16 protein-coding genes and 1 riboswitch are annotated in these 20,372 nt (G+C 62.9%); of the genes, 4 read left to right on the top strand and 12 right to left on the bottom strand.

Features of this window, described 5'->3' with window-relative positions:
• Positions 1–6 precede the first annotated feature (6 nt).
• Entirely contained in the window at positions 7–867 is an 861-nt protein-coding gene (gene asd, locus C8K66_RS23675; protein ID WP_108526098.1) for an archaetidylserine decarboxylase, read from the top strand.
• Between the two features lie 131 nt (positions 868–998).
• Here asd and serB read toward each other — a convergent pair whose 3' ends face one another.
• Entirely contained in the window at positions 999–2,213 is a 1,215-nt protein-coding gene (serB, locus tag C8K66_RS23670) for a phosphoserine phosphatase SerB (RefSeq protein WP_017849771.1), read from the bottom strand.
• A 134-nt stretch (positions 2,214–2,347) separates the two neighbouring features.
• Between serB and C8K66_RS23665 the strand changes: the two genes are divergently transcribed.
• A complete protein-coding gene (locus tag C8K66_RS23665; RefSeq protein ID WP_057003671.1) occupies positions 2,348–3,883 on the top strand; it encodes an AhpA/YtjB family protein in 1,536 nt (511 codons plus the stop codon).
• Between the two features lie 181 nt (positions 3,884–4,064).
• On the opposite strand, the gene C8K66_RS23660 is transcribed toward C8K66_RS23665, so the two are convergent.
• The 8 genes from C8K66_RS23660 to C8K66_RS23625 form a co-directional block, all read right to left on the bottom strand.
• Positions 4,065–4,775 carry a membrane integrity-associated transporter subunit PqiC gene (locus C8K66_RS23660; protein WP_026140384.1) on the bottom strand — a complete coding sequence of 237 codons (711 nt, stop codon included), beginning with the start codon at positions 4,773–4,775 and terminating at the stop codon, positions 4,065–4,067.
• A gap of 173 nt (positions 4,776–4,948) precedes the next feature.
• Positions 4,949–7,213: a DNA topoisomerase IV subunit A gene (parC, locus tag C8K66_RS23655; protein WP_017849774.1), complete on the bottom strand. Its 2,265-nt coding sequence runs from the start codon at positions 7,211–7,213 to the stop codon at positions 4,949–4,951.
• Between the two features lie 73 nt (positions 7,214–7,286).
• A complete protein-coding gene (locus C8K66_RS23650; RefSeq protein ID WP_108526096.1) occupies positions 7,287–8,282 on the bottom strand; it encodes an esterase-like activity of phytase family protein in 996 nt (331 codons plus the stop codon).
• A complete protein-coding gene (gene parE, locus C8K66_RS23645; protein ID WP_046384916.1) occupies positions 8,282–10,186 on the bottom strand; it encodes a DNA topoisomerase IV subunit B in 1,905 nt (634 codons plus the stop codon). Before parE ends, C8K66_RS23650 begins: the two co-directional genes overlap by 1 nt.
• A 54-nt stretch (positions 10,187–10,240) precedes the next feature.
• Positions 10,241–10,849, bottom strand: coding sequence for a YqiA/YcfP family alpha/beta fold hydrolase (locus tag C8K66_RS23640; protein WP_017849777.1), 609 nt, complete (start codon positions 10,847–10,849; stop codon positions 10,241–10,243).
• An 81-nt stretch (positions 10,850–10,930) separates the two neighbouring features.
• Positions 10,931–11,746: a 3',5'-cyclic-AMP phosphodiesterase gene (gene cpdA, locus C8K66_RS23635; protein WP_108526094.1), complete on the bottom strand. Its 816-nt coding sequence runs from the start codon at positions 11,744–11,746 to the stop codon at positions 10,931–10,933.
• Positions 11,747–11,844: 98 nt separating this feature from the next.
• A complete protein-coding gene (locus tag C8K66_RS23630; protein ID WP_003209507.1) occupies positions 11,845–12,294 on the bottom strand; it encodes a DUF1249 domain-containing protein in 450 nt (149 codons plus the stop codon).
• Positions 12,285–12,902: an NUDIX domain-containing protein gene (locus C8K66_RS23625; protein WP_017849779.1), complete on the bottom strand. Its 618-nt coding sequence runs from the start codon at positions 12,900–12,902 to the stop codon at positions 12,285–12,287. The genes C8K66_RS23630 and C8K66_RS23625 overlap by 10 nt, the downstream gene beginning before the upstream one ends.
• A 192-nt stretch (positions 12,903–13,094) precedes the next feature.
• On the opposite strand from C8K66_RS23625, the gene C8K66_RS23620 reads away from it, so the two are divergent.
• Positions 13,095–13,841: an RsiV family protein gene (locus C8K66_RS23620; RefSeq protein WP_108526092.1), complete on the top strand. Its 747-nt coding sequence runs from the start codon at positions 13,095–13,097 to the stop codon at positions 13,839–13,841.
• Here the strand turns inward: C8K66_RS23620 and cytX are convergent.
• Both cytX and thiC read right to left on the bottom strand, forming a co-directional pair.
• Positions 13,810–15,099, bottom strand: coding sequence for a putative hydroxymethylpyrimidine transporter CytX (cytX, locus tag C8K66_RS23615; protein WP_108526090.1), 1,290 nt, complete (start codon positions 15,097–15,099; stop codon positions 13,810–13,812). The two genes, C8K66_RS23620 and cytX, sit on opposite strands and share 32 nt — an antisense overlap.
• Positions 15,100–15,243: 144 nt before the next feature.
• A complete protein-coding gene (thiC, locus tag C8K66_RS23610) occupies positions 15,244–17,133 on the bottom strand; it encodes a phosphomethylpyrimidine synthase ThiC (RefSeq protein WP_046384919.1) in 1,890 nt (629 codons plus the stop codon).
• A gap of 148 nt (positions 17,134–17,281) precedes the next feature.
• Positions 17,282–17,387, bottom strand: a riboswitch (TPP riboswitch).
• Positions 17,388–17,582: 195 nt separating this feature from the next.
• Between thiC and C8K66_RS23605 the strand changes: the two genes are divergently transcribed.
• Positions 17,583–19,022, top strand: a complete 1,440-nt coding sequence (locus C8K66_RS23605; protein ID WP_046384920.1) for a TolC family outer membrane protein — start codon at positions 17,583–17,585, stop codon at positions 19,020–19,022.
• 62 nt (positions 19,023–19,084) lie between these two features.
• Here the strand turns inward: C8K66_RS23605 and waaA are convergent, their stop codons facing one another.
• A complete protein-coding gene (gene waaA / locus C8K66_RS23600; RefSeq protein WP_108526088.1) occupies positions 19,085–20,362 on the bottom strand; it encodes a lipid IV(A) 3-deoxy-D-manno-octulosonic acid transferase in 1,278 nt (425 codons plus the stop codon).
• Between the last annotated feature and the right edge of the window lie 10 nt (positions 20,363–20,372).

Genomic DNA, 20,372 nt, shown 5'->3' with positions numbered 1-20,372 from the left:
CAGTTAATGAAAAAGCAGTTGTTCATCCTCAGCCAGTACTTGCTGCCGCACCACTTGCTGTCGCGCCTGGCCGGCTGCATTGCCGAGTGCCGCGTGCGCTGGTTCAAGAACGCCTTCACCGCCTGGTTCGCCAAGCGCTATCAAGTGGACATGTCCCAGGCCCTGGTTGAAGACCTGAGCGCCTACGAACACTTCAACGCGTTCTTCACCCGCGCCCTGAAAGACGGCGCGCGCCCACTCGATCAAACCCCGGGCGCCGTGCTGAGCCCAGCCGATGGCGCAGTCAGCCAGCTCGGCCCGATCGAGCATGGTCGCGTGTTCCAGGCCAAGGGCCACAGCTTCAGCGTGCTGGAATTGCTGGGCGGCGATGCGGCCATGGCTGCACCGTTCATGGGCGGCGATTTCGCCACCATTTACCTGTCGCCGAAAGACTACCACCGGGTGCATATGCCACTGGCGGGCACCTTGCGCGAGATGGTCTACGTGCCAGGGCGGATTTTCTCGGTCAACCAGACCACCGCCGAAAACGTGCCGGAGCTGTTTGCGCGTAACGAGCGGGTTGTCTGCCTGTTCGACACCGAACGCGGCCCGATGGCCGTGGTGTTGGTGGGCGCGATGATTGTGGCGTCGATCGAAACCGTGTGGGCCGGCCTGGTCACGCCGCCCAAGCGCGAGCTGAAAACCTTCCGCTACGACGAAGCCGCGCGTGCGCCGATTCACCTGGAGAAAGGCGCAGAGCTGGGTCGCTTCAAGCTGGGTTCGACCGCGATCGTGCTGTTCGGGCCGGATCAGGTGAAGTGGGCAGAAACACTGGTGGCGGGTTCGCCAGTGCAGATGGGCCAGGGTATCGCATTGCCGAAAGCCTGATCCGAAACCTGCAAAGATCCAATGTGGGAGGGGGCTTGCCCCCGATAGCGGTGGGTCAGTCACTTATTTGTAGCTGAACCACCGCCATCGGGGGCAAGCCCCCTCCCACATTTTTAAGCGCATTGTTTCAGTTAGAGCTGCCCGTCGCGGTCGCGAAAGCCCAGCAAATACAACACACCGTCCAACCCAAGGGTCGAAATCGCCTGCTTGGCCGATTGCTTGACCAGCGGCTTGGCGCGGAACGCCACGCCCAACCCGGCAATCGCCAGCATCGGCAAGTCATTCGCACCGTCGCCGACCGCAATGGTCTGCTCCAGACGCAAACCTTCCTTGTGAGCCAATTCCCGCAGCAAGTCGGCCTTGCGCTGCGCGTCGACGATCGGCTCCACGGCCACGCCGGTCACCTTGCCATCCACCACTTCCAGCTCGTTGGCGAACACATAGTCGATGCCCAGCTTGGCCTGCAATTGCTTGGCGAAGTAGCTGAAGCCGCCGGACAGGATCGCAGTCTTGTAGCCCAGGCGCTTGAGTTCGGCGAACAGGGTTTCGGCGCCTTCGGTCAGGCGCAGGGAGGCGCCGATCGAATCCAGCACGCTGACATCCAGGCCCTTAAGCAACGCCAGGCGCTCCTTGAAGCTGGCGCGGAAATCCAGCTCGCCGGCCATGGCGCGCTCGGTGATCGCGGAGACTTGCTCACCCACACCGGCAGCCTTGGCCAGTTCGTCGATGACTTCGGCTTCGATCAGCGTGGAGTCCATGTCGAACACCGCCAGGCGGCGGTTGCGGCGGAACAGCGAATCTTCCTGGAAGGCGATATCGACATTCAGCTCTTGGGCCACGCTCAGGAAGTCGGCACGCAAGGCTTGGGGATCGGCCGGTTCGCCGCGCACGGAAAACTCGATGCAGCCCTTGCCCTGGTCATCTGGCGTGTCCAATGGCATGCGGCCCGACAGACGGTCGATATGGTCGATATTCAAGCCATATTGCGCGGTGATCGAGCTGACGCGCTGCAACTGCTCGGCCGTCACCTTGCGGGTCAGCAAGGTCACGATATGGCGTTTTTTGCCCTGGCCGGACACCCAATGCCGGTAATCCTCTTCGGACACCGGGGTGAAACGCACCTGCTGATCCAGCTTGTACGCGGTAAACAGGATGTCCTTGAGGACAGACGACGCCTGCTCGGTGCTGGGGATTTCCACCAGAATCCCGAAGGACAGGGTGTCGTGGATCACCGCCTGGCCGATGTCGAGAATGTTCACACCACCCTGGGCCAGAACCCCGGTAATGGCGGCGGTCAGACCTGGCCGGTCTTCCCCCGTGATGTTAATCAGGACAATTTCGCGCAAAGCGCACCCCCAGGCTGGAAAAAAACCGCATTCTACCCACTTTCAGTGACCATCGGGCACAGCCAGCGCTTTGCCGGTCTTGGGCCTGTCGCTATACTGCGCGTCAACTTCACGGACTAAAGAGCCGAGCTCAAGTGAACCGGCCCACGCCAGTAAAAACCGACAACTTCTTCCTGCTGATCTTCCGGGCACTGCGCCACCGCCGTGTACCGATCGCATTACGCATCGCCAGCCATAACGTGATCCTGGTCGCCCTGGCCCTGGTGATCTACGCCTGCGTGATGGGTTTGCAGTTCAAACAGGCCATGCACGAACAAGCCGATGCCCTGGGCGAGAGCTTGACCACCCAGACCGCCACCTCGGCGACCGAGCTGCTGGTGTCCAACGACATCCTCAGCCTCAACGTGCTGCTCAACAACCTGACCAAGAACCCGCTGGTGGCCCACGCCGCCATCTACAGCGTGGACAACCGGATCATGGCCGAAGCCGGGCAACGCCCGAAAAACGGCCTGCTGGGAGAGGCCGAAGGCCTGTACCAGAGCAATATCACGTTTCAGGATGTGAAAGCCGGCCAATTGCGCATCAGCCTGGACATGCAGCAATTCCAGCAGCCGATGACCATCAGCCTGCAAAGCATGGGCATCCTCAGCGCGATCCTGCTGGCGCTGGCCCTGGCCTTGAGCCTGCGCCTGGGGCGGCATATCTCCACGCCGTTGATGCAACTGCGCATCTGGCTGCGGGATATCGACGAGCACACCCCGGCCACCGATCGTCAGGACGAGATCGGCGACCTTGCGCGCCAGCTTCACGCCAGCTTCGCCCCGGAACCGGTGGTACACGAGGTTGAACCCGAGCCCGAGCCCGAGTTCGACGACAGCGATTACGACGAACCTGCCTTTGAAGTGCGCAACCTGCGTGACCCGGGCTTTGACGAAAGCGCGCCGGTCGCGGGCCTGAAGCCTGCGCCACGCCATGTAATCAAGGCCGAAGAAGACGAGCTGGACGACGAAGACCCGTTCGCCGACCTGCGCGACACCTCAGCCAGCAGCCCGGCCATCGCGCCGAAGCCCGTGCCCGCAAAGAACGCCGAACCCCAACACAGTGCGGTCCTGGCCGTGCAACTGGGTGCCCAGGACCAACTGCGCCGCCTGCCCCGCGCCCGCCTGACGGAATTGCTGGAACGCTACCGCGACTGCCTCGACCAGGCCGCCTCGCTCTACCAGAGCGAGCTGCACACCCTGAACGATGGCAGCACACTGATGCTGTTCCACAGCGAAGACAGCGGCGAAGACTACCTGACCAACGCCATCTGCTGCGGCGAACTGCTGCGCGCCCTGGGCCATGAGTTGCAGATCGAAGTGGCCGACAGCGGCATCACGCTGCAACTGCAACTGGGCCTGACCGTTGGCGACGACCTGTTCGGCATGAGCCAGATCGACCTGCTGCTGACCGAAATCGCACAGGACGCCTTGGCCCTGTCCCAACACAGCCGCAACCTGCTGCTGGTGGAGCGCAAGATCAGCGAAGACACGCTGATCCGCCAACGCGCGCGCATCCGTCCGATTGCCAGCCCCGAGGGCGCCAGTTGCGTAGAGCGCTTGATGGAGCCGTATCCGTCGATGCTGGAGCGGCAATTGGCGCGGATGCACGAGTCCCGTGCCAAGCCCTGACTGACATGTGAGAGGGGGCTTGCCCCCGATGACGGCGCGTCAGTCAAAACGGCGGCAACTGACACATCGCTATCGGGGGCAAGCCCCCTCCCACATTTGGACTCCACAAGCCTCAAGTAAATCGCGCACAAACAAAAAGGCCCGCTGAATAAGCGGGCCTTTTGGGTTGGAGCCATTCAGATCAGAACCTGAACACTTCCATATCCGTGCGGATCGGCGTAGCCATCGGCATTTTCGGTTTCCCCGGAGCCGCCGGCTTGGCCTGTACCGGCGCTTGCTTGCGCGGCGCCTCGGCAACTGGTGGCTGGTTGGCCAATGGCTTGAGGGCCACCGACAACTGCTGCGCCAGATGCTGCAACAGCACGCCCTGGGCCTGGACCTGGGACGCCGTGGTGCCGGCATGCTCTTCCTGCAGATGCACGATGCGGCTATCACGCACCTGGCCGCGGCGGTCGATCAAGCGCCATTGCGCATCGAGGATCGCCGGTTGCGAGGTGCCGGAGTCGAGTCGGGTAATGGTCAGCAACACCTGCACATCCGGGGAAAAACCGGCGGGCGCGGGCGCCAGGACCACACGCTGACTGTCCAACTGACCCGCCACCTGGCGCAACATCAACTGATTGATGTCGGACGACAAACTACCCGCCCAACGACCATCGGTGGAACCTTGCAGGCTGCCGTCGTTCTGACGTTGCAGCAATGTTTCGCGTTGCAGGTAGTCAGCGACGACGACCGGGCCCAGCAAGACGGCCATGCCGGCCGATTGAGCTGGCTGAGCGGGACTTCCGCTGTCCAGCTGGTACAGCGACACCGGCTGGTGCGTGCTGCAACCCGCCAACCCCAGAAGGCCAGCGAGCATAAAAATAAAAGGAAGGCGTGGAGCAGTCATCATCCCATCCAGGCGGCTGCCACAAGGCAAACCACAATGTAATACTAAAAATAACCTAAACACGCTCGGCCACGCCGGCGCTGGAAAGGCCATATCATCCGTGAATATGCGCCATGACTCCAGCGCGAAAGCGTCGATCTACGCGTTAAATCGTAGATCAAGAGCTCTAATCCGCGCTAAACCGGCGTTTCCACCAGTAAAGCATCCACGCGCTGGAAGCCACGAGGCAGTTTATTACCGCGTCGGCCACGCTCGCCCTTGTAGTGCTCAAGGTCGTCAGGGCGCAGCGACAACGTGCGCTTGCCGGCCTGTAGCACCAGGGTAGAGCCTTCCGGGATCACTGCGATGTCTGTCACGTACTCTTCGCGACTGGCCACCCGCTCGCCGGGAATACCAATGATCTTGTTGCCTTTGCCTTTGCCCAACTGCGGCAGGTCGCTGATCTTGAACACCAGCAAACGCCCTTCCGTGGTCACCGACGCCAGCCAATTACCCTCGCGATCATCCACCGGCCGCGGCAGGATCACCTTGGCGTTATTCGGCAGACTCAACAATGCTTTACCGGCTTTGTTCTTGGCCTGCAGGTCTTCACCCTTGACCACAAAGCCGTAACCCGCGTCGGAGGCGATCACATACAGCGAGTCGTCGTCCGGCAGCAGCACGCATTCGAAACTCGCCCCCGGTGGCGGCGTCAGGCGCCCGGTCAACGGCTCGCCCTGCCCGCGCGCAGACGGCAAGGTGTGGGCCGGCACCGAGTAACTGCGCCCGGTGGAGTCGATAAACACCGCAAACTGGTTGGACCGCCCGGCGGCGGCGGTCTTGAAGCCGTCGCCAGCCTTGTACGACAAGCCGGTCGCATCGATATCATGCCCCTTGGCGGAACGGACCCAACCCTTTTCCGACAGAACGACAGTAATTTTCTCGTTTGGCAGCAGCTCGGTTTCTGTCAGCGCTTTCGCTTCGGCGCGCTCAACGATCGGCGAACGGCGGTCGTCGCCATAGGTCTCGGCGTCTTTGATCAGCTCGCTGCGCACCAGCTTCTTGAGCTTGGTTTCGCTGCCCAGCAGGGCTTGCAGCTTGGCTTGCTCCTTGAGCAACGCGTCCTGTTCGTCGCGCAGCTTCATTTCTTCCAGTCGCGCCAACTGACGCAAGCGGGTGTCGAGGATGTAGTCGGCCTGGATCTCGCTCAGCTCGAAACGCGCGATCAGCTCGGCTTTCGGGTGCTCGGCGGTACGGATGATGTGGATCACTTCATCCAGGTTGAGGTAGGCAATCAGCAAGCCGTCCAACAGGTGCAGGCGGCGCTCGACCTTGTCCAGGCGGAACTGCAGGCGACGACGCACGGTCTGGACGCGGAACTCCAGCCACTCCACCAGCAGATTGCGCAGGTTCTTCAGCTGCGGCTTGCCGTCCAGGCCGATGATGTTGATGTTGACCCGGTAGCTGGACTCCAAGTCCGTGCTGGCGAACAGATGCTGCATCAGCACTTCATGGTCGACCCGGCTGTTGGTCGGAATAATCACGATGCGGCACGGGTTTTCGTGGTCGGACTCGTCGCGCAGGTCAGCGACCTGCGGCAATTTCGACGGTTTGGCCTGCATCAGCGCGGCGATCTGTTCCAGCACCTTGGCGCCGGACACCTGATGCGGCAACGCGGTGACGATGATGTCGCCGTCTTCGACGTGGTACACGGCGCGCATACGCACCGAGCCCTTGCCGGTTTCGTACATTTTCAGCAGGTCGGCACGCGGCGTGATGATTTCCGCTTCGGTCGGGTAATCCGGGCCCTGGATGTGCTCGCAGAGCTGCTCGACCGTGGCTTTGGGTTCATCGAGCAAGCGCACGCAGGCCGTGGCGACTTCCCGCAGGTTGTGCGGCGGTACGTCGGTGGCCATGCCGACGGCAATGCCGGTGGTGCCATTGAGCAGGATGTTCGGCAAACGTGCCGGCAACACCAGGGGCTCGTCGAGGGTGCCGTCGAAGTTCGGGCCCCAGTTCGCGGTGCCCTGGCCCAGTTCGCTGAGCAGCACTTCCGAATAACGCGACAGGCGCGCCTCGGTGTAACGCATGGCCGCGAAAGACTTGGGATCATCCGGCGCACCCCAGTTCCCCTGGCCATCCACCAGCGTGTAGCGGTAGCTGAACGGCTGGGCCATCAGCACCATGGCTTCATAGCAGGCCGAGTCGCCGTGGGGGTGGAACTTACCGAGCACGTCACCGACGGTACGCGCCGACTTCTTGTGCTTGGAATCAGCGTCCAGGCCCAACTCACTCATGGCGTAGATGATGCGCCGTTGTACGGGCTTCAGGCCGTCGCCGATATGCGGCAAGGCACGGTCCATGATCACGTACATGGAGTAGTTGAGGTAGGCATTTTCGGTGAAGTCAGCCAGCGACCGGCGTTCTACGCCGTCTAAGCTGTCTGCGAGGATGTCACTCATGCGGGCCTCATCATTGTTTGGTAAGGCGCAGCGGAAATGCCGCGGCGCCGGGTCAATTCAAAACAGGGGTGGCTCATGGCTGGGCGCTCCAGCCACCGGCGGGGGCGGCGAAACGATAGACCACCGGGCGTTTTTCGCCATCGGCGCGGGCGCCGAAATTATTGTCGATGCCCAACCAGGCACCGTCTGCGTCCAGCACCAGGGCTTCGGCCAGGCCATAAGGCTGGGCGTAGCGCCGTTCGGGCGTCAGGGTCTCGTCGGCGAACGACCAGCACAGCTCGACCTTGGCCGTGACCGCATCGCGCCGACAAATCTGGAACGCATTGCGCTCCAGGGTAAACAACTTACCGTTGAACAGCGCCAGGTCGGAAAAGTCCTTGGACACCGCCTTGGCACTGGGAAACTGTGCCGGCTGCACTTCCTGGCCGGCCTCGCTCAACAGCACGCACGCGCCCGCGCAATCCCACACGCTTTGCTGGCGCTTGATGGAAATCAGCCCGCGCCGTTCACGCTCCGCCGCCAGCCAGATCTGATTGCCCTCGGGGTTCACCGCGAGGCCTTCGAACAACGCATTGAAATGCAGCAACATGCCGCTGGCGCGGGCCTCACGCACCATGCCGGGGGCGATCTTCAACCACTCGGGCGCACCGCTCGCCGGCACTTTCAGCACCGCCGCATGGGCTTCGCTGACCACGTAGCGGTTACCCGCGGCATCGCAGCCGATGCCTTCAAAATCCAGGTCGCCGCCGCGAATCAGCGACGCCGCCTTGGTGCGCGAACGCAGCCCCCAGGGCAGGCCGGAGTCAGGCACGGGCGGCACGTCGAGCTTCACCGTTTCGGCCTGCCAGGTCGGCGCGCTGATATCCAGGCGGTAGATCTGGTCGTCGTCGCGGTCGGAAACCGTCCACAACGCGTTGCCACACAAAGCCAGGCCCGACAGGTTACCGCCGCGCATGCCGTCCACCGGGTGTTCGGACACCAGCTTGAGCTCAGCCACGGGCGCGGCGACCGCCTGGGTGGCCGCCAACCCGCTCAACATCAGGATCGCCAGAGCGAAACCTGTACGCATCAGCCCAGGACCTCGGCGAGGTTGCCCTTGGACTCCAGCCAGGACTTGCGGTCCGGCGCGCGTTTCTTCGCCAGCAGCATGTCCATCATTTCCGAAGTGGCAGCGAAGTCGTCCAGGGTCAACTGCACCAGGCGCCGCGTGTTCGGGTCCATGGTGGTTTCGCGCAGTTGCGGCGGGTTCATCTCACCCAGGCCTTTGAATCGCGTGACCTGCGGCTTGCCGCGTTTCTTCTCGGCGATCAGGCGGTCGAGGATGCCATCGCGCTCGCCTTCGTCGAGGGCGTAGAAAATCTCCTTGCCCAGGTCGATACGGTACAGCGGCGGCATCGCGACGTAGACGTGACCGGCGTCCACCAACGGGCGGAAGTGCTGCACGAACAGCGCGCACAGCAAGGTGGCGATGTGCAGACCGTCGGAGTCGGCGTCGGCGAGGATGCAGATCTTGCCGTAGCGCAACTGGCTCATGTCCGCCGCGCCGGGGTCGACGCCGATGGCCACGGCAATATTGTGCACTTCCTGGCTGGCCAGGACTTCGCTGCCGTCGACTTCCCAGGTGTTGAGGATCTTGCCGCGCAACGGCAGGATCGCCTGGAATTCCTTGTCCCGCGCTTGCTTGGCGGAACCGCCAGCGGAGTCACCTTCCACCAGGAACAGCTCGGAGCGCATCGGGTCCTGCCCGGCGCAATCGGCCAGCTTGCCCGGCAGTGCCGGGCCCGCCGTGATGCGTTTGCGCTCGACCTTCTTGCTGGCCTTGAGACGACGGCCGGCGTTGTTGATCGCCAGCTCCGCCAGGGCCAGGCCCAATTCCGGGTGCTCGTTGAGCCACAGGCTGAACGCATCCTTGACCACACCGGAGACAAACGCCGCCGCCTCGCGGGACGACAAACGCTCTTTGGTCTGGCCGGAGAATTGCGGCTCCTGCATTTTCATCGACAGCACGAACGCGATGCGCTCCCACACGTCTTCCGGCGCCAGCTTCACGCCGCGCGGCAGCAGGCTGCGGTATTCGCAGAACTCGCGCATGGCGTCGAGCAGGCCCTGGCGCAAGCCGTTGACGTGGGTGCCGCCCTGGGCGGTGGGGATCAGGTTGACGTAGCTTTCCTGCACGCTGTCGCCGCCTTCGGGAAGCCACAGCAGCGCCCAGTCGACGGCTTCTTTGTTCCCGGCCAGGCTGCCGCAGAACGGCTCGTTGGGCAGGCGTTCGAAATCGCTGACGGCGTCTTCCAGGTAGGAGCGCAGGCCGTCTTCGTAGTGCCACTCGACCTTTTCGCCGCTGCCTTTGTCTTCAAAGGTGACCAGCAGGCCCGGGCACAACACGGCCTTGGCCTTGAGCACATGCTTGAGGCGGCTGACGGAGAATTTCGGCGAATCGAAGTATTTCGGGTCCGGGGCGAAGTACACGCTGGTGCCGGTGTTGCGCTTGCCAACGGTGCCGATCACCTGCAGGTCGGTGGCTTTGTAGCCATCGGCGAAGGTCATCTCGTATTCGTTGCCGTCGCGCTTGACCCGCACCCGCACCAACGTCGACAGGGCGTTGACCACGGAAATACCGACACCGTGCAAGCCACCGGAGAACTGGTAGTTCTTGTTGGAGAACTTGCCGCCGGCGTGCAGCTTGGTGAGGATCAACTCGACGCCCGACACCCCCTCTTCCGGGTGAATGTCCACCGGCATGCCGCGACCGTCGTCGGACACTTCCAGGGAGTGGTCAGCGTGGAGAATGACATGCACCGACTTGGCGTGCCCGGCCAAGGCTTCGTCGACGCTGTTGTCGATGACTTCCTGGGCAAGGTGGTTCGGCCGACTGGTGTCGGTGTACATGCCGGGGCGTTTGCGCACCGGGTCGAGGCCCGAGAGGACTTCGATGGCGTCGGCGTTATAAGAGCTAGCGCTGGGAGTGGCCATGGGGTCTCGTCGTGAGTCGTTCGATTAAAAAGTGACCTGCGGTTTCCAAGGCAATTACAGTGCCGAGAAATCGAAGGATTGATACTGATCCGCGCCAATGCCGGCAAAGCTCAACAACGCCGGCAACTGCCGGGCAAACCCCTGGTAACCGTGGTCGCCACCGGCCTGGATGCGCAAGGCACAGGCCCGGTAATACTGCTGGGCGAGGCGATAATCCAGGGTTTCGTCCCCGGTCTGCAACCACACCTGATAACGCGCGGCATCCTGGGGCGCCGGGACTTCCAGCTCGGCCAGCGCCGTGACGTGATCGTGGGTCAGTTCCCAGGTTTCATCGGTATAGAGGTTCTTCTGGGTGCCCAGGTAACCGTCGAACATCCGATGGGGGCTGACCGCCGGGTTGACCAGCAGCGCCTTGAGGCCATGGCGCTCGGCAAGACAGGTTGCATAGTAGCCGCCGAGCGAGCTGCCGACCAGCAGCGGCCGCCCCAGTTCTGCGATGGCCGCCTCCAATTGAGGAATCGCCTGGCGAGGGTGGTGATGCAGGGCCGGCACGCGCAGTTGGTCGGCCAGGCCGAGGGTGTCCATCACGCGGATCAACTGGCTGGCCTTGTTCGACGCAGGCGCGCTGTTGAAACCGTGGATATACAGGATCGAAGCGGACATGCCGGGCTCTCCGTGCTTGCGCCAAAAAGGCGCAGTTTACAGGGATCGGAGTGGTGAGTCCCCTGTCTTCCCCTCCCACCTTCAGTAGCCGTTGCTGGCGTAATCCACGGTAAAGGCAAAGCCTTTGACCCGTTCCACCCCGGTCTCCAACCGCCCGTCGGTATGCAGACGCAGCCAGCGATAGCCCGGCGCCTCGGTGCTGACGTTGAAGTCCTCGCTGCCCGGCGTGAACTGGATGCAGGTGGACGGCGACGCCAGCAGGCGCACGCCGTTGCGCTCGCGGTCGATCTCCTGGTGCACATGCCCCCAGAGCAAGGCCCGGACCTGAGGGAAACGGTCCAGCACGGCAAACAGTGCCTCGGGGTTGCGCAGGCCGATGGGTTCCATCCACGCACAGCCGACGGGCACCGGATGATGGTGGAAACACACCAGATGATGGCGGTGCGGCGCTTCGCTCAAGGCTTGAGCCAGCAGTTGCAGCTGGCTGTCCTGCAGATAACCCGGCACCGAACCGGGTACGGCGGAGTCGAGCAGGGTAATGCGCCAATTGCCGACGTCGACCACCGGTTCCAGCAGGTCGCTGTGCAGGGCGGCGTGGGCCATGATCTGCGGCTCATCGTGGTTGCCGGGAATCCAGCGCGCCGGCACGCCAAAGGGTGCGGTCATCTCCCTGAAGTGCTGATAGGACGCCAGCGTACCGTCCTGGGACAAGTCCCCCGTGGCCAGCAGCAAGTCGATCCGGGGCTGCTGCTCGCGCACCAGGCCGATCACCCGTTGCAAGCTCTCGCGGGTGTTCATGCCCACCAGCGTGGCGTCGGCCTCGGCAAACAGATGGCTGTCGGACAGTTGCACCAGCAATGCCGGTGCATCGGGGGTCACGGTGGGTACGCGGGGCAAGGTGCTCTCCCAAGGCAATCACAGGAATGGACGTATGGCGCGATTATGCTGGGGCAGGACACAAAGAGGAAACCCAGGGAAGCAGATGCAGTTCACATCTACCGCACGACTTCGAACTCGTGGCCCAGGGCCAGACAGTGACTCAACCATTCACCGAGGAACACATTGAGCTGTGCTTTCTCATCGGGCTGGTGCATGAACACATTGGGGTAAGGATAGATGCTGCGAAAGCGTCGCGCATGTTCGGCGCTGATGACTTCGGCCATTCGCGCATCGTGGTACACCTGCACTTCCAGTTGCGGCACCGGCAGCCATGGCAGGCTGTGCTCCTGGCGCACGCGCAGGGTGGTGGTGTACGGGCAATTGACGATGACTTCCAGGGTCAGCACGCCGAGCATCTGGTCGCCATGGGTCACGGCGATGCGCCGTGCCTCGGGCGTGTGGCGCATGTCCGGCAGCAGGCGCATCAGCCGCGCATAGTTGGCCTCGCAGGCGGCTTGCAGCCCGATCAGGTCAACCCGGTATCGTTCCCGTGCCTTTACTGCCATAACCCCCTCACTTCCGCGCGATTGAGCGCTAGCCATTGCAAGGCAATAATGCTGGGCGCATTGGATATCCGACCATCACGCACCGCTTGCAAGGCATCTTCGAAAGCCCAGGTGCTGACGCGGATATCTTCTGCCTCTTCTTCCAGTCCATGAACGCCACCGGCGCCCGAGCTGTCGCAACGGCCCAGGTACAAGTGGACGAATTCGGTACTGCCGCCGGGCGAAGGGAAATATTGGGTGATCGGCCACAGTGCGGAGAATGTCAGTCCAGCTTCCTCCTCGGCTTCGCGGTGTGCAACCTCCTCCGGTTGTTCGTCCTTGTCGATCAGGCCGGCGACCATTTCCACCAGCCACGGGTTGGCGGCGCGGCCCATGGCGCCGACGCGAAACTGCTCGATCAGCACCACTTCATCGCGCTGCGGGTCGTAGGGCAGCACGCACACGGCGTCATGCCGCACGAAGACCTCGCGGTTGATCACCCGGCTCATGCCGCCGTCGAATTTTTCGTGGCGCAGTTGCACGCGATCGAGCTTGTAGAAACCCTGATAGGCATTGTCGCGCTGAACAATCTCGATCGTGCTCGGCGTCGATTTCGCGATGTCCGTCATATCCTTCCTCGTTATGCCCGTGCAATTGGCGCCATCCTAACGCGCTCCCGCCCGTTGGCGCAGCCCCTTTACGGTTGCCGGGATAGACGGCGGGCGTCAAACTCACTCTAATGAGCTTAGTGGCGAACTGACTGCCATGCCGGTAGTCGAAGCTCCACGAATTTCGCTCTTATCGACGGACGAAGACCCTACATGTCACTTTTAAAAATCGCCTCCGTGGCGTGTATCGCCTTGACGCTCGGCGCCTGCCAGAGCCTGTTCCAACCGAACTACAGCACCCCGCTGGAAGCCACCCGCGACGCCAGCGAGCAAAGCAAGCCGGACTGCGCCAACGCCGATTGCCCGCTGGTGAATATCGACACCGTGCATTTTGCCAAGGAGCCCAAGCTCGACGCACTGATCGAACAACGCCTGCTGGAAATGACCCGCACCCGGTCGAGCGACCCGTTGCCCTCGAGCCTGGCGACGTACCGCGAGCAGTTCCTGAGCACCGCCGCGCCACGCAACAGCATGTACCTGCAGGCCAAGGTACGCGAGCAGCATGACGGCTTGGTGATCATCGAACTGTCCAGCTACCTGGACCAGGGCGCCACCCACGGCGAACCGGGCCGCGCCTTCATCAACTATTTGCGCCCGCAGCAAAAAGCCCTGTCGCTGAGCGACATGCTGCTGCCCGGCAAGGAAGAAGCATTCTGGAAGGCCGCTCAGGTGGCGCACAACAGCTGGCTGATCAGCACCCGCCTGAGCCTGGAGCCGGAGTTCGTCAAGCGCTACCCGTTCCAGAAAACCCCGAACGTGGCGCTGACCTCCGCCAGCGTGACCCTCAAGTACCCCACCACCACGATCGCGCCGTATGCCCTGGGCCACATCGAGCTGCAGATTCCTTACTCGCGCCTGGAAGGCATCATCAAGCCTGAGCTGGTGCCCGCGCGCCGCTGAAGGCGCGCCCGAGGATGAACTGCAACAGCCCTGCCAGCGCCAGTGCCGGCAGGGTCGCGCCGATATCCGGATACAGGTTGGCCAGCAAGTGGTAGGTGCCGATGCCGCCCAGCCAGGCCAGCAGCGCCGTCCAGCGTAGCGTGGCAAGCGCGCCCTGGCCGCGGCGGCGCAGGATGAAATGATCGACCAGCACCACGCCAAACAGCGGCGCGAATACCGAACCGATCAACAGCAGAAAGTTCTGGTACTGCGCCAACGGAGCAAAGCAGGCGATCAACGTGCAGAGCACACCGATGGCCAAGGCCAGGTGCTCGACCTTCAGGCGCAACAGAATCCCGCTGGAGACGGCCGCCGAGTGAATATCGGCAAAGGCGTTTTCCGACTCATCCAACAGGATCAGCAACAACGGAATCCCCAGCCCCGCGCCGGCCAGCGCCAGCAACAGCGCGTTGACTTCACCGCTCGGCGCAAACGCCAGGGTGTAGGCCACGCCCAGGCTCATCAGCCAGAAATTGCCGATAAAAAAGCCCAGCGCCGTGCCGCCGAACACGCTTTTCGCGCGTTTGCCGAAGCGCGAATAATCGGCGATCAGCGGCAGCCACGACAGCGGCATGGCGATGGCGATGTCAAACCCCACCGCGAAGGGCATCGAACCGTCACCGGCCTGGGCCCATAGCGTGGCGAGATCGGCTTTGGCGAACAGGTTCCAGGTCAACCACAGGCAGGCCGCGAGCAGCAGCCAGATGCCCCATTTACGCAGGATCTGGCGCACGAACGTCAGCGGGCCACTGACCGCCAGCAAGGTCGCCAGGCCACCGAAAAACAGGGTCCACAGCATCGGGCTGGCCAACAGGCTGGCGTCGCTGAAGGCCCGCGCGCCCAACAGGCTGGCGGCATCGCGCATGACGATGATTTCAAACGCGCCCCAACCGATCAGTTGCAGCAGGTTCAACAATGCCGGCAGGCTCGCGCCTTTGGCGCCGAGGCTGAGCTTGAGCGCGGCCATGGCGGACAGCCCGGTGTCGCTGCCGATCACGCCGACAGCGGCGAGCAGCAGCACGCCGACCAGGGTGCCGAGGAAAATCGCCAGCAACCCACCGGCCAGGCCCAGGCCGGGCGCGAGCAGCGCGCCGGTTTGCAGGACCATCAGGCCGATGCCGAGGGAGAACCACAGGGAAAACAGATCGCGGGTGCCGAACACGCGTTTGTCAGCAGACACCGCGATATCGGGGGAATAGGTGCTGGGTTGAATGCTCAAGGATGGAATCTCTGAGGGGCATTTGTTGTTTGAAAGATTGTTATCGGGGGCAAGCCCCCTCCCACACTTGAATGTGTTCACAATTCAAAATGTGGGAGGGGGCTTGCCCCCGATAAGGCCCTTGAAAGCGCCTACAACCTCGGATCAGACCTTCTTGTAGAGCTGGCTGCCTTCCTGCTTGAACCGCTCAGCCTGCTCGGCCAAGCCCTTGGCCACCTCCACATCCACCGCATCGATGCGCTGGTTGGCCGCGTACTCACGCACTTCCTGGGTGATTTTCATCGAGCAGAACTTCGGCCCGCACATCGAGCAGAAATGCGCGACCTTGGCCGAGTCCTTCGGCAGGGTTTCGTCGTGATACGAACGCGCGGTGTCCGGGTCGAGGCCGAGGTTGAACTGGTCTTCCCAACGGAACTCGAAGCGTGCCTTGCTCAGTGCGTTATCGCGGATCTGCGCGCCCGGATGACCTTTCGCGAGATCGGCTGCATGGGCGGCGATCTTGTAAGTGATGATCCCGGTCTTCACGTCATCCTTGTTCGGCAGGCCCAGGTGTTCCTTGGGTGTGACGTAGCAGAGCATGGCGCAACCGAACCAACCGATCATCGCCGCACCGATGCCGGAGGTGATGTGGTCGTAGCCCGGCGCGATGTCGGTGGTCAGCGGGCCGAGGGTGTAGAACGGCGCCTCGTCGCAGCATTCGAGCTGCTTGTCCATGTTCTCCTTGATCAGTTGCATCGGCACATGGCCGGGGCCTTCGATCATGGTTTGCACGTCGTGCTTCCAGGCGATCTTGGTCAGCTCGCCGAGGGTTTCCAGCTCGCCGAATTGCGCGGCATCGTTGGCGTCGGCGATCGAACCCGGGCGCAGACCGTCGCCTAAGGAGAAGCTGACGTCATAGGCCTTCATGATTTCGCAGATTTCGTCGAAATGCGTGTAGGTGAAGTTCTCTTTGTGGTGCGCCAGGCACCACTTGGCCATGATCGAGCCGCCGCGGGAGACGATGCCGGTAACGCGCTTGGCGGTCAGCGGCACGTAGCGCAGCAGCACGCCGGCGTGGATGGTGAAGTAGTCGACGCCCTGCTCGGCCTGTTCGATCAGGGTGTCGCGGAACAGCTCCCAGGTCAGGTCTTCAGCGGCGCCGCCGACTTTTTCCAGGGCCTGGTAGATCGGCACTGTGCCGATCGGCACCGGCGAGTTGCGGATGATCCACTCGCGGGTTTCGTGGATGTGCTTGCCGGTGGACAGGTCCATCACCGTGTCCGAGCCCCAGCGAATGCCCCAGGTCAGTTTCGCCACTTCTTCTTCGATGGACGAGCCCAGGGCGCTGTTGCCGATGTTGCCGTTGATCTTCACCAGGAAGTTACGGCCGATGATCATCGGTTCCAGTTCGGTGTGGTTGATGTTGGCCGGGATAATCGCGCGGCCGCGGGCGATTTCTTCGCGCACGAATTCCGGGGTGATGATCTTCGGCACGCTGGCGCCGAAGCTGTAGCCGGCGTGTTGCTGGTCGAGCAGGCCGCTGGCGCGGGCTTCTTCGAGCTTCATGTTTTCGCGGATGGCGACGTATTCCATCTCGGCGGTGATGATGCCTTTGCGCGCATAGTGCATCTGCGTGACGTTGGCACCGGCCTTGGCGCGGCGCGGGTTCTTCACATGGGCGAAGCGCAGCGCAGTCAGTTCGGCATCGGTCAGGCGTTGCTGGCCGAAGTGCGAGCTCAGGCCCGACAGGCGTTCGGTGTCGCCACGCGACTCGATCCACGGCGAGCGCACATCGCCCAGGCCCTTGCGCACATCGATGATGACGTTGGGGTCGGTGTAGGGGCCGGAGGTGTCGTAGACCACCACGGGGGCGTTGATCTCACCACCGAAATCGGTGGGGGTGACGTCGAGGCTGATTTCACGCATCGGCACGCGGATGTCCGGACGGGTGCCTTGCACGTAGATTTTCTGCGAGCGGGTAAACGGTTGCACGGAGCCGGAGTCGACCTTGGCCGATTCACTCAAATGCACGGTATTTTTTGGTTTTGTACTCATCACGGGCTCTCCAACTATCCAGGCGGTGGATTTTTGTCGGAGCGAACCTGTGGCGGATGGACGCACTGGAAGCAGTGCTGTGCTGGGTACTCGAGGGTTGTTCGAAGGTCGAACAACATCCCGGACAAAGCACAAGAGGACTCGCCGGGTGACGAGAAATCTTGTTCCCTACGCAGGCGTTAACCTGATCAGGTTCAACGGGATCCGGTATTTACCGATCTCAGCCTTCCAACAAGGCACCCCGACAAGAACCCGGCCAGTCTAGACAGGGTGAGGGCAAATTGCCAATAACGGAGCATTCAGCGTGATGAATGGCGCAATTGCAGGATTGTTGCGCCGTGTAACCACCACTACACTCGGTGACTGCCCCGACGCTTGACGCCAGGAATGGCCAACCGTAGCCTTGGGCGTTAAATTATCATCGTAATATTAAAACTAGGGATCAATTCATGCTGCGCAAACTCTCACTGGCTCTCGCCGTGTCTTGTGCGACCAACGGAATGGTCTGGGCAGCTGAAGCGCCCTTGTCCGCCCGAACCGACCTGGTCAGCGTCTACCAGGAAGCGGTGGACAACAACGCCGACCTGGCCGCCGCCCGCGCCCAGTACGGTGCGCAGAAAGAAGTGGTGCCCCAGGCCCGCGCCGGTTTGCTGCCCAACCTGTCGGCCGGTGCCGATATCAACAATTCGCGCACCCAGATCGACACCCCGGCCGCCACCGCCAACCGCGACGCGCATTCCTGGCGCGCGACCTTGAGCCAGCCGCTGTTCCGCGCCGACCGCTGGTTCCAGCTGCAAGCCGCCGAAGCCGTCAACGAACAGGCTGCGCTGCAACTTTCAGCCACCGAACAGAACCTGATCCTGCAAAGCGCCGAGAACTACTTCGCCGTGCTGCGCGCCCAGGACAACCTGGCCTCCACCAAGGCCGAAGAAAGCGCCTTCAAGCGCCAACTGGACCAGTCCAACGAGCGCTTCGACGTGGGCCTGTCGGACAAGACCGACGTGCTGCAATCCCAGGCCAGCTACGACACCGCGCGAGCCAACCGGATCGTCGCGCAACGCCAGGTGGACGACGCCTTCGAAGCACTGATCGCGCTGACCAACCGTCAATACAATTCGATCCAGGGCATTGTGCATACACTGCCGGTGCTGCCGCCGCTGCCGAACGACGCCAAGGCCTGGGTCGAAACCGCCGGCCGCCAGAACCTGAACCTGCTCGCCAGCAACTACGCCGTCACCGCCGCCGAGGAAACCCTCAAGCAGCGCAAGGCCGGGCATGCGCCGACCCTGGACGCCGTGGCGCAGTATGAAAAGGGCGATAACGACGCGCTCGGCTTCAGCAACCCGAATGCCTTCGGCACGCCTTATGGCGGCGATGTCTCGCAACGCACCATTGGCCTGCGCCTGAATATCCCGCTGTACAGCGGTGGCCTGACCAGCTCGCAAGTGCGCGAATCGTACTCGCGCCTGGGCCAGACCGAGCAGCAACGCGAAGGCCTGCGCCGCCAGGTGGTGGAAAACACGCGCAACCTGCACCGCGCGGTCAACACCGACGTGGAGCAGGTGCAGGCACGCCGCCAGTCGATCATCTCCAACCAGAGCGCGGTGGAAGCCACGGAAATCGGTTATCAGGTGGGTACGCGCAATATCGTCGACGTGCTCGACGCCCAGCGCCAGCTCTATGCGTCGGTGCGCAACTACAACAACAGCCGCTACGACTACATCCTCGACAACCTGCGCTTGAAGCAGGCAGCCGGCACGTTGAACCCTGGGGACCTGCAAGACCTGACGCGCTATCTCAAGGCCGACTACAACCCGGACCGCGACTTCCTGCCGCCGGACCTGGCCAAGGCCGCCGCCGAGCAGCTCAAGGCCCGCCCGGGTTATTGATCGCACCACAGAACCAATGTGAGAAGGGGCTTGCTCCCTTCCACATTTGGATCGGTATTGCGTCAGTGAGTTATCAGGCGATCAAGGCCATCCAACAGTCGCTTCAAAGCGCCCTGGTTGGCCTGCATCACCTTAAGCCCCGCCTGCGCCATCCGCTGGGCATCCTGCGGTAGCTCGAACAGCTGCCGCACGGCCTCGGCCAAACCTTCGGCATCATCCACCTCACGCAACGCCCCGGCGTCGCGCAGCATTGCGCTGATTTCGAGGAAGTTGAACCGGTGCGGCCCCATGATCACTGGCTTGCCCAACGCCGCCGGTTCCAGCGGGTTGTGCCCGCCGGTCGCGACCAGGCTGCCACCCACCAACGCGCTGTCGGCCAAGGCATACAAAAACAGCAACTCGCCCATGGTGTCGCCGAGCAACACGGCGGTGTGCGCGGTGACCGGCTCGCCGCTGGAACGACGCACCGTGGCGAACCCTTGTCGCTCGCACAGCTCAAACATCGGGCCGAAGCGTTCCTGATGACGCGGCACCAGAATCAGCAGCGCATTGGGATAGCTGGCGAGCAGTTGGCGATGGGCCGCCAGCACCACCTCATCTTCGCCTTCGTGGGTACTGGCGGCGATCCACACCGGGCGCTCGCCGGCGCCCCACTGTTCGCGCAACGCGGCCGCGCGCGCCAGCAGTTGCGGGTCGATGGTCAGGTCGAACTTGATCGAGCCGGTCACTTGCACCGTGTCCGCACGCGCCCCCAGGCTGCGGAAACGCTCGGCCTCAGTCTCGGTCTGCACGGCGATCAGACTCATTTCTGCCAGCATCGGCGCCGTCAGTTTGGCAAAACGTGCGTAGCCCTTGGCCGAACGCGCCGACAAGCGTGCATTGGCCAGCGCCACCGGAATCCCGCGCTGGGCGCAGGCGTGGATGTGGTTGGGCCACAGCTCGGTCTCCATGATCACGGCCAGTTTGGGCTGGACACGGTCGAGAAAACGCTTGGCCGCGCAGGGCAAGTCATAGGGCAAGTAGCAATGCTGGACGCGCGGTTCATCGGCGAACAATGCCTGGATACGCTCGGAGCCGGTGGGCGTCATGCAGGTGACCGTCATCGGCAACTGCGGGTAACGCTCCAGCAGGCCACGGATCATCGGCGCGGCGGCGATGCTTTCGCCCACCGACACCGCATGCACCCAGATCCCGCCCGGTTGCATCCGCGGCAAGCCGTAGGAAAAGCGCTCGCCCACGCGCTTGGCGTAGGCCGGCGCCTTGCGCGCACGCAGCCATAGACGTAAAGCCACCAACGGCAGCGCCAGGTAAAACAGACAGCTGTAGAGAGTTCTATTCATGGCGGCGGAG

The sequence above is a fragment of the Pseudomonas sp. GV105 genome (genome assembly GCF_003058185.1).
GTDB classification, from domain to species: Bacteria; Pseudomonadota; Gammaproteobacteria; order Pseudomonadales; family Pseudomonadaceae; genus Aquipseudomonas; species Aquipseudomonas veronii.
Note: the sequence above shows the minus strand (reverse complement) of the source record. Positions and strands in the feature narration are given on the sequence as shown.

Coding starts and splice junctions, on each gene's coding strand:
- asd (WP_108526098.1), top strand. CDS start 7: ATGAAAAAGCAGTTGTTCATCCTCAGCCAGTACTTGCTGCCGCACCAC.
- C8K66_RS23660 (WP_026140384.1), bottom strand. CDS start 4,775: ATGATGACTGCTCCACGCCTTCCTTTTATTTTTATGCTCGCTGGCCTT.
- parC (WP_017849774.1), bottom strand. CDS start 7,213: ATGAGTGACATCCTCGCAGACAGCTTAGACGGCGTAGAACGCCGGTCG.
- C8K66_RS23650 (WP_108526096.1), bottom strand. CDS start 8,282: ATGCGTACAGGTTTCGCTCTGGCGATCCTGATGTTGAGCGGGTTGGCG.
- parE (WP_046384916.1), bottom strand. CDS start 10,186: ATGGCCACTCCCAGCGCTAGCTCTTATAACGCCGACGCCATCGAAGTC.
- C8K66_RS23640 (WP_017849777.1), bottom strand. CDS start 10,849: ATGTCCGCTTCGATCCTGTATATCCACGGTTTCAACAGCGCGCCTGCG.
- C8K66_RS23630 (WP_003209507.1), bottom strand. CDS start 12,294: ATGGCAGTAAAGGCACGGGAACGATACCGGGTTGACCTGATCGGGCTG.
- C8K66_RS23625 (WP_017849779.1), bottom strand. CDS start 12,902: ATGACGGACATCGCGAAATCGACGCCGAGCACGATCGAGATTGTTCAG.
- C8K66_RS23620 (WP_108526092.1), top strand. CDS start 13,095: ATGTCACTTTTAAAAATCGCCTCCGTGGCGTGTATCGCCTTGACGCTC.
- thiC (WP_046384919.1), bottom strand. CDS start 17,133: ATGAGTACAAAACCAAAAAATACCGTGCATTTGAGTGAATCGGCCAAG.
- C8K66_RS23605 (WP_046384920.1), top strand. CDS start 17,583: ATGCTGCGCAAACTCTCACTGGCTCTCGCCGTGTCTTGTGCGACCAAC.
- waaA (WP_108526088.1), bottom strand. CDS start 20,362: ATGAATAGAACTCTCTACAGCTGTCTGTTTTACCTGGCGCTGCCGTTG.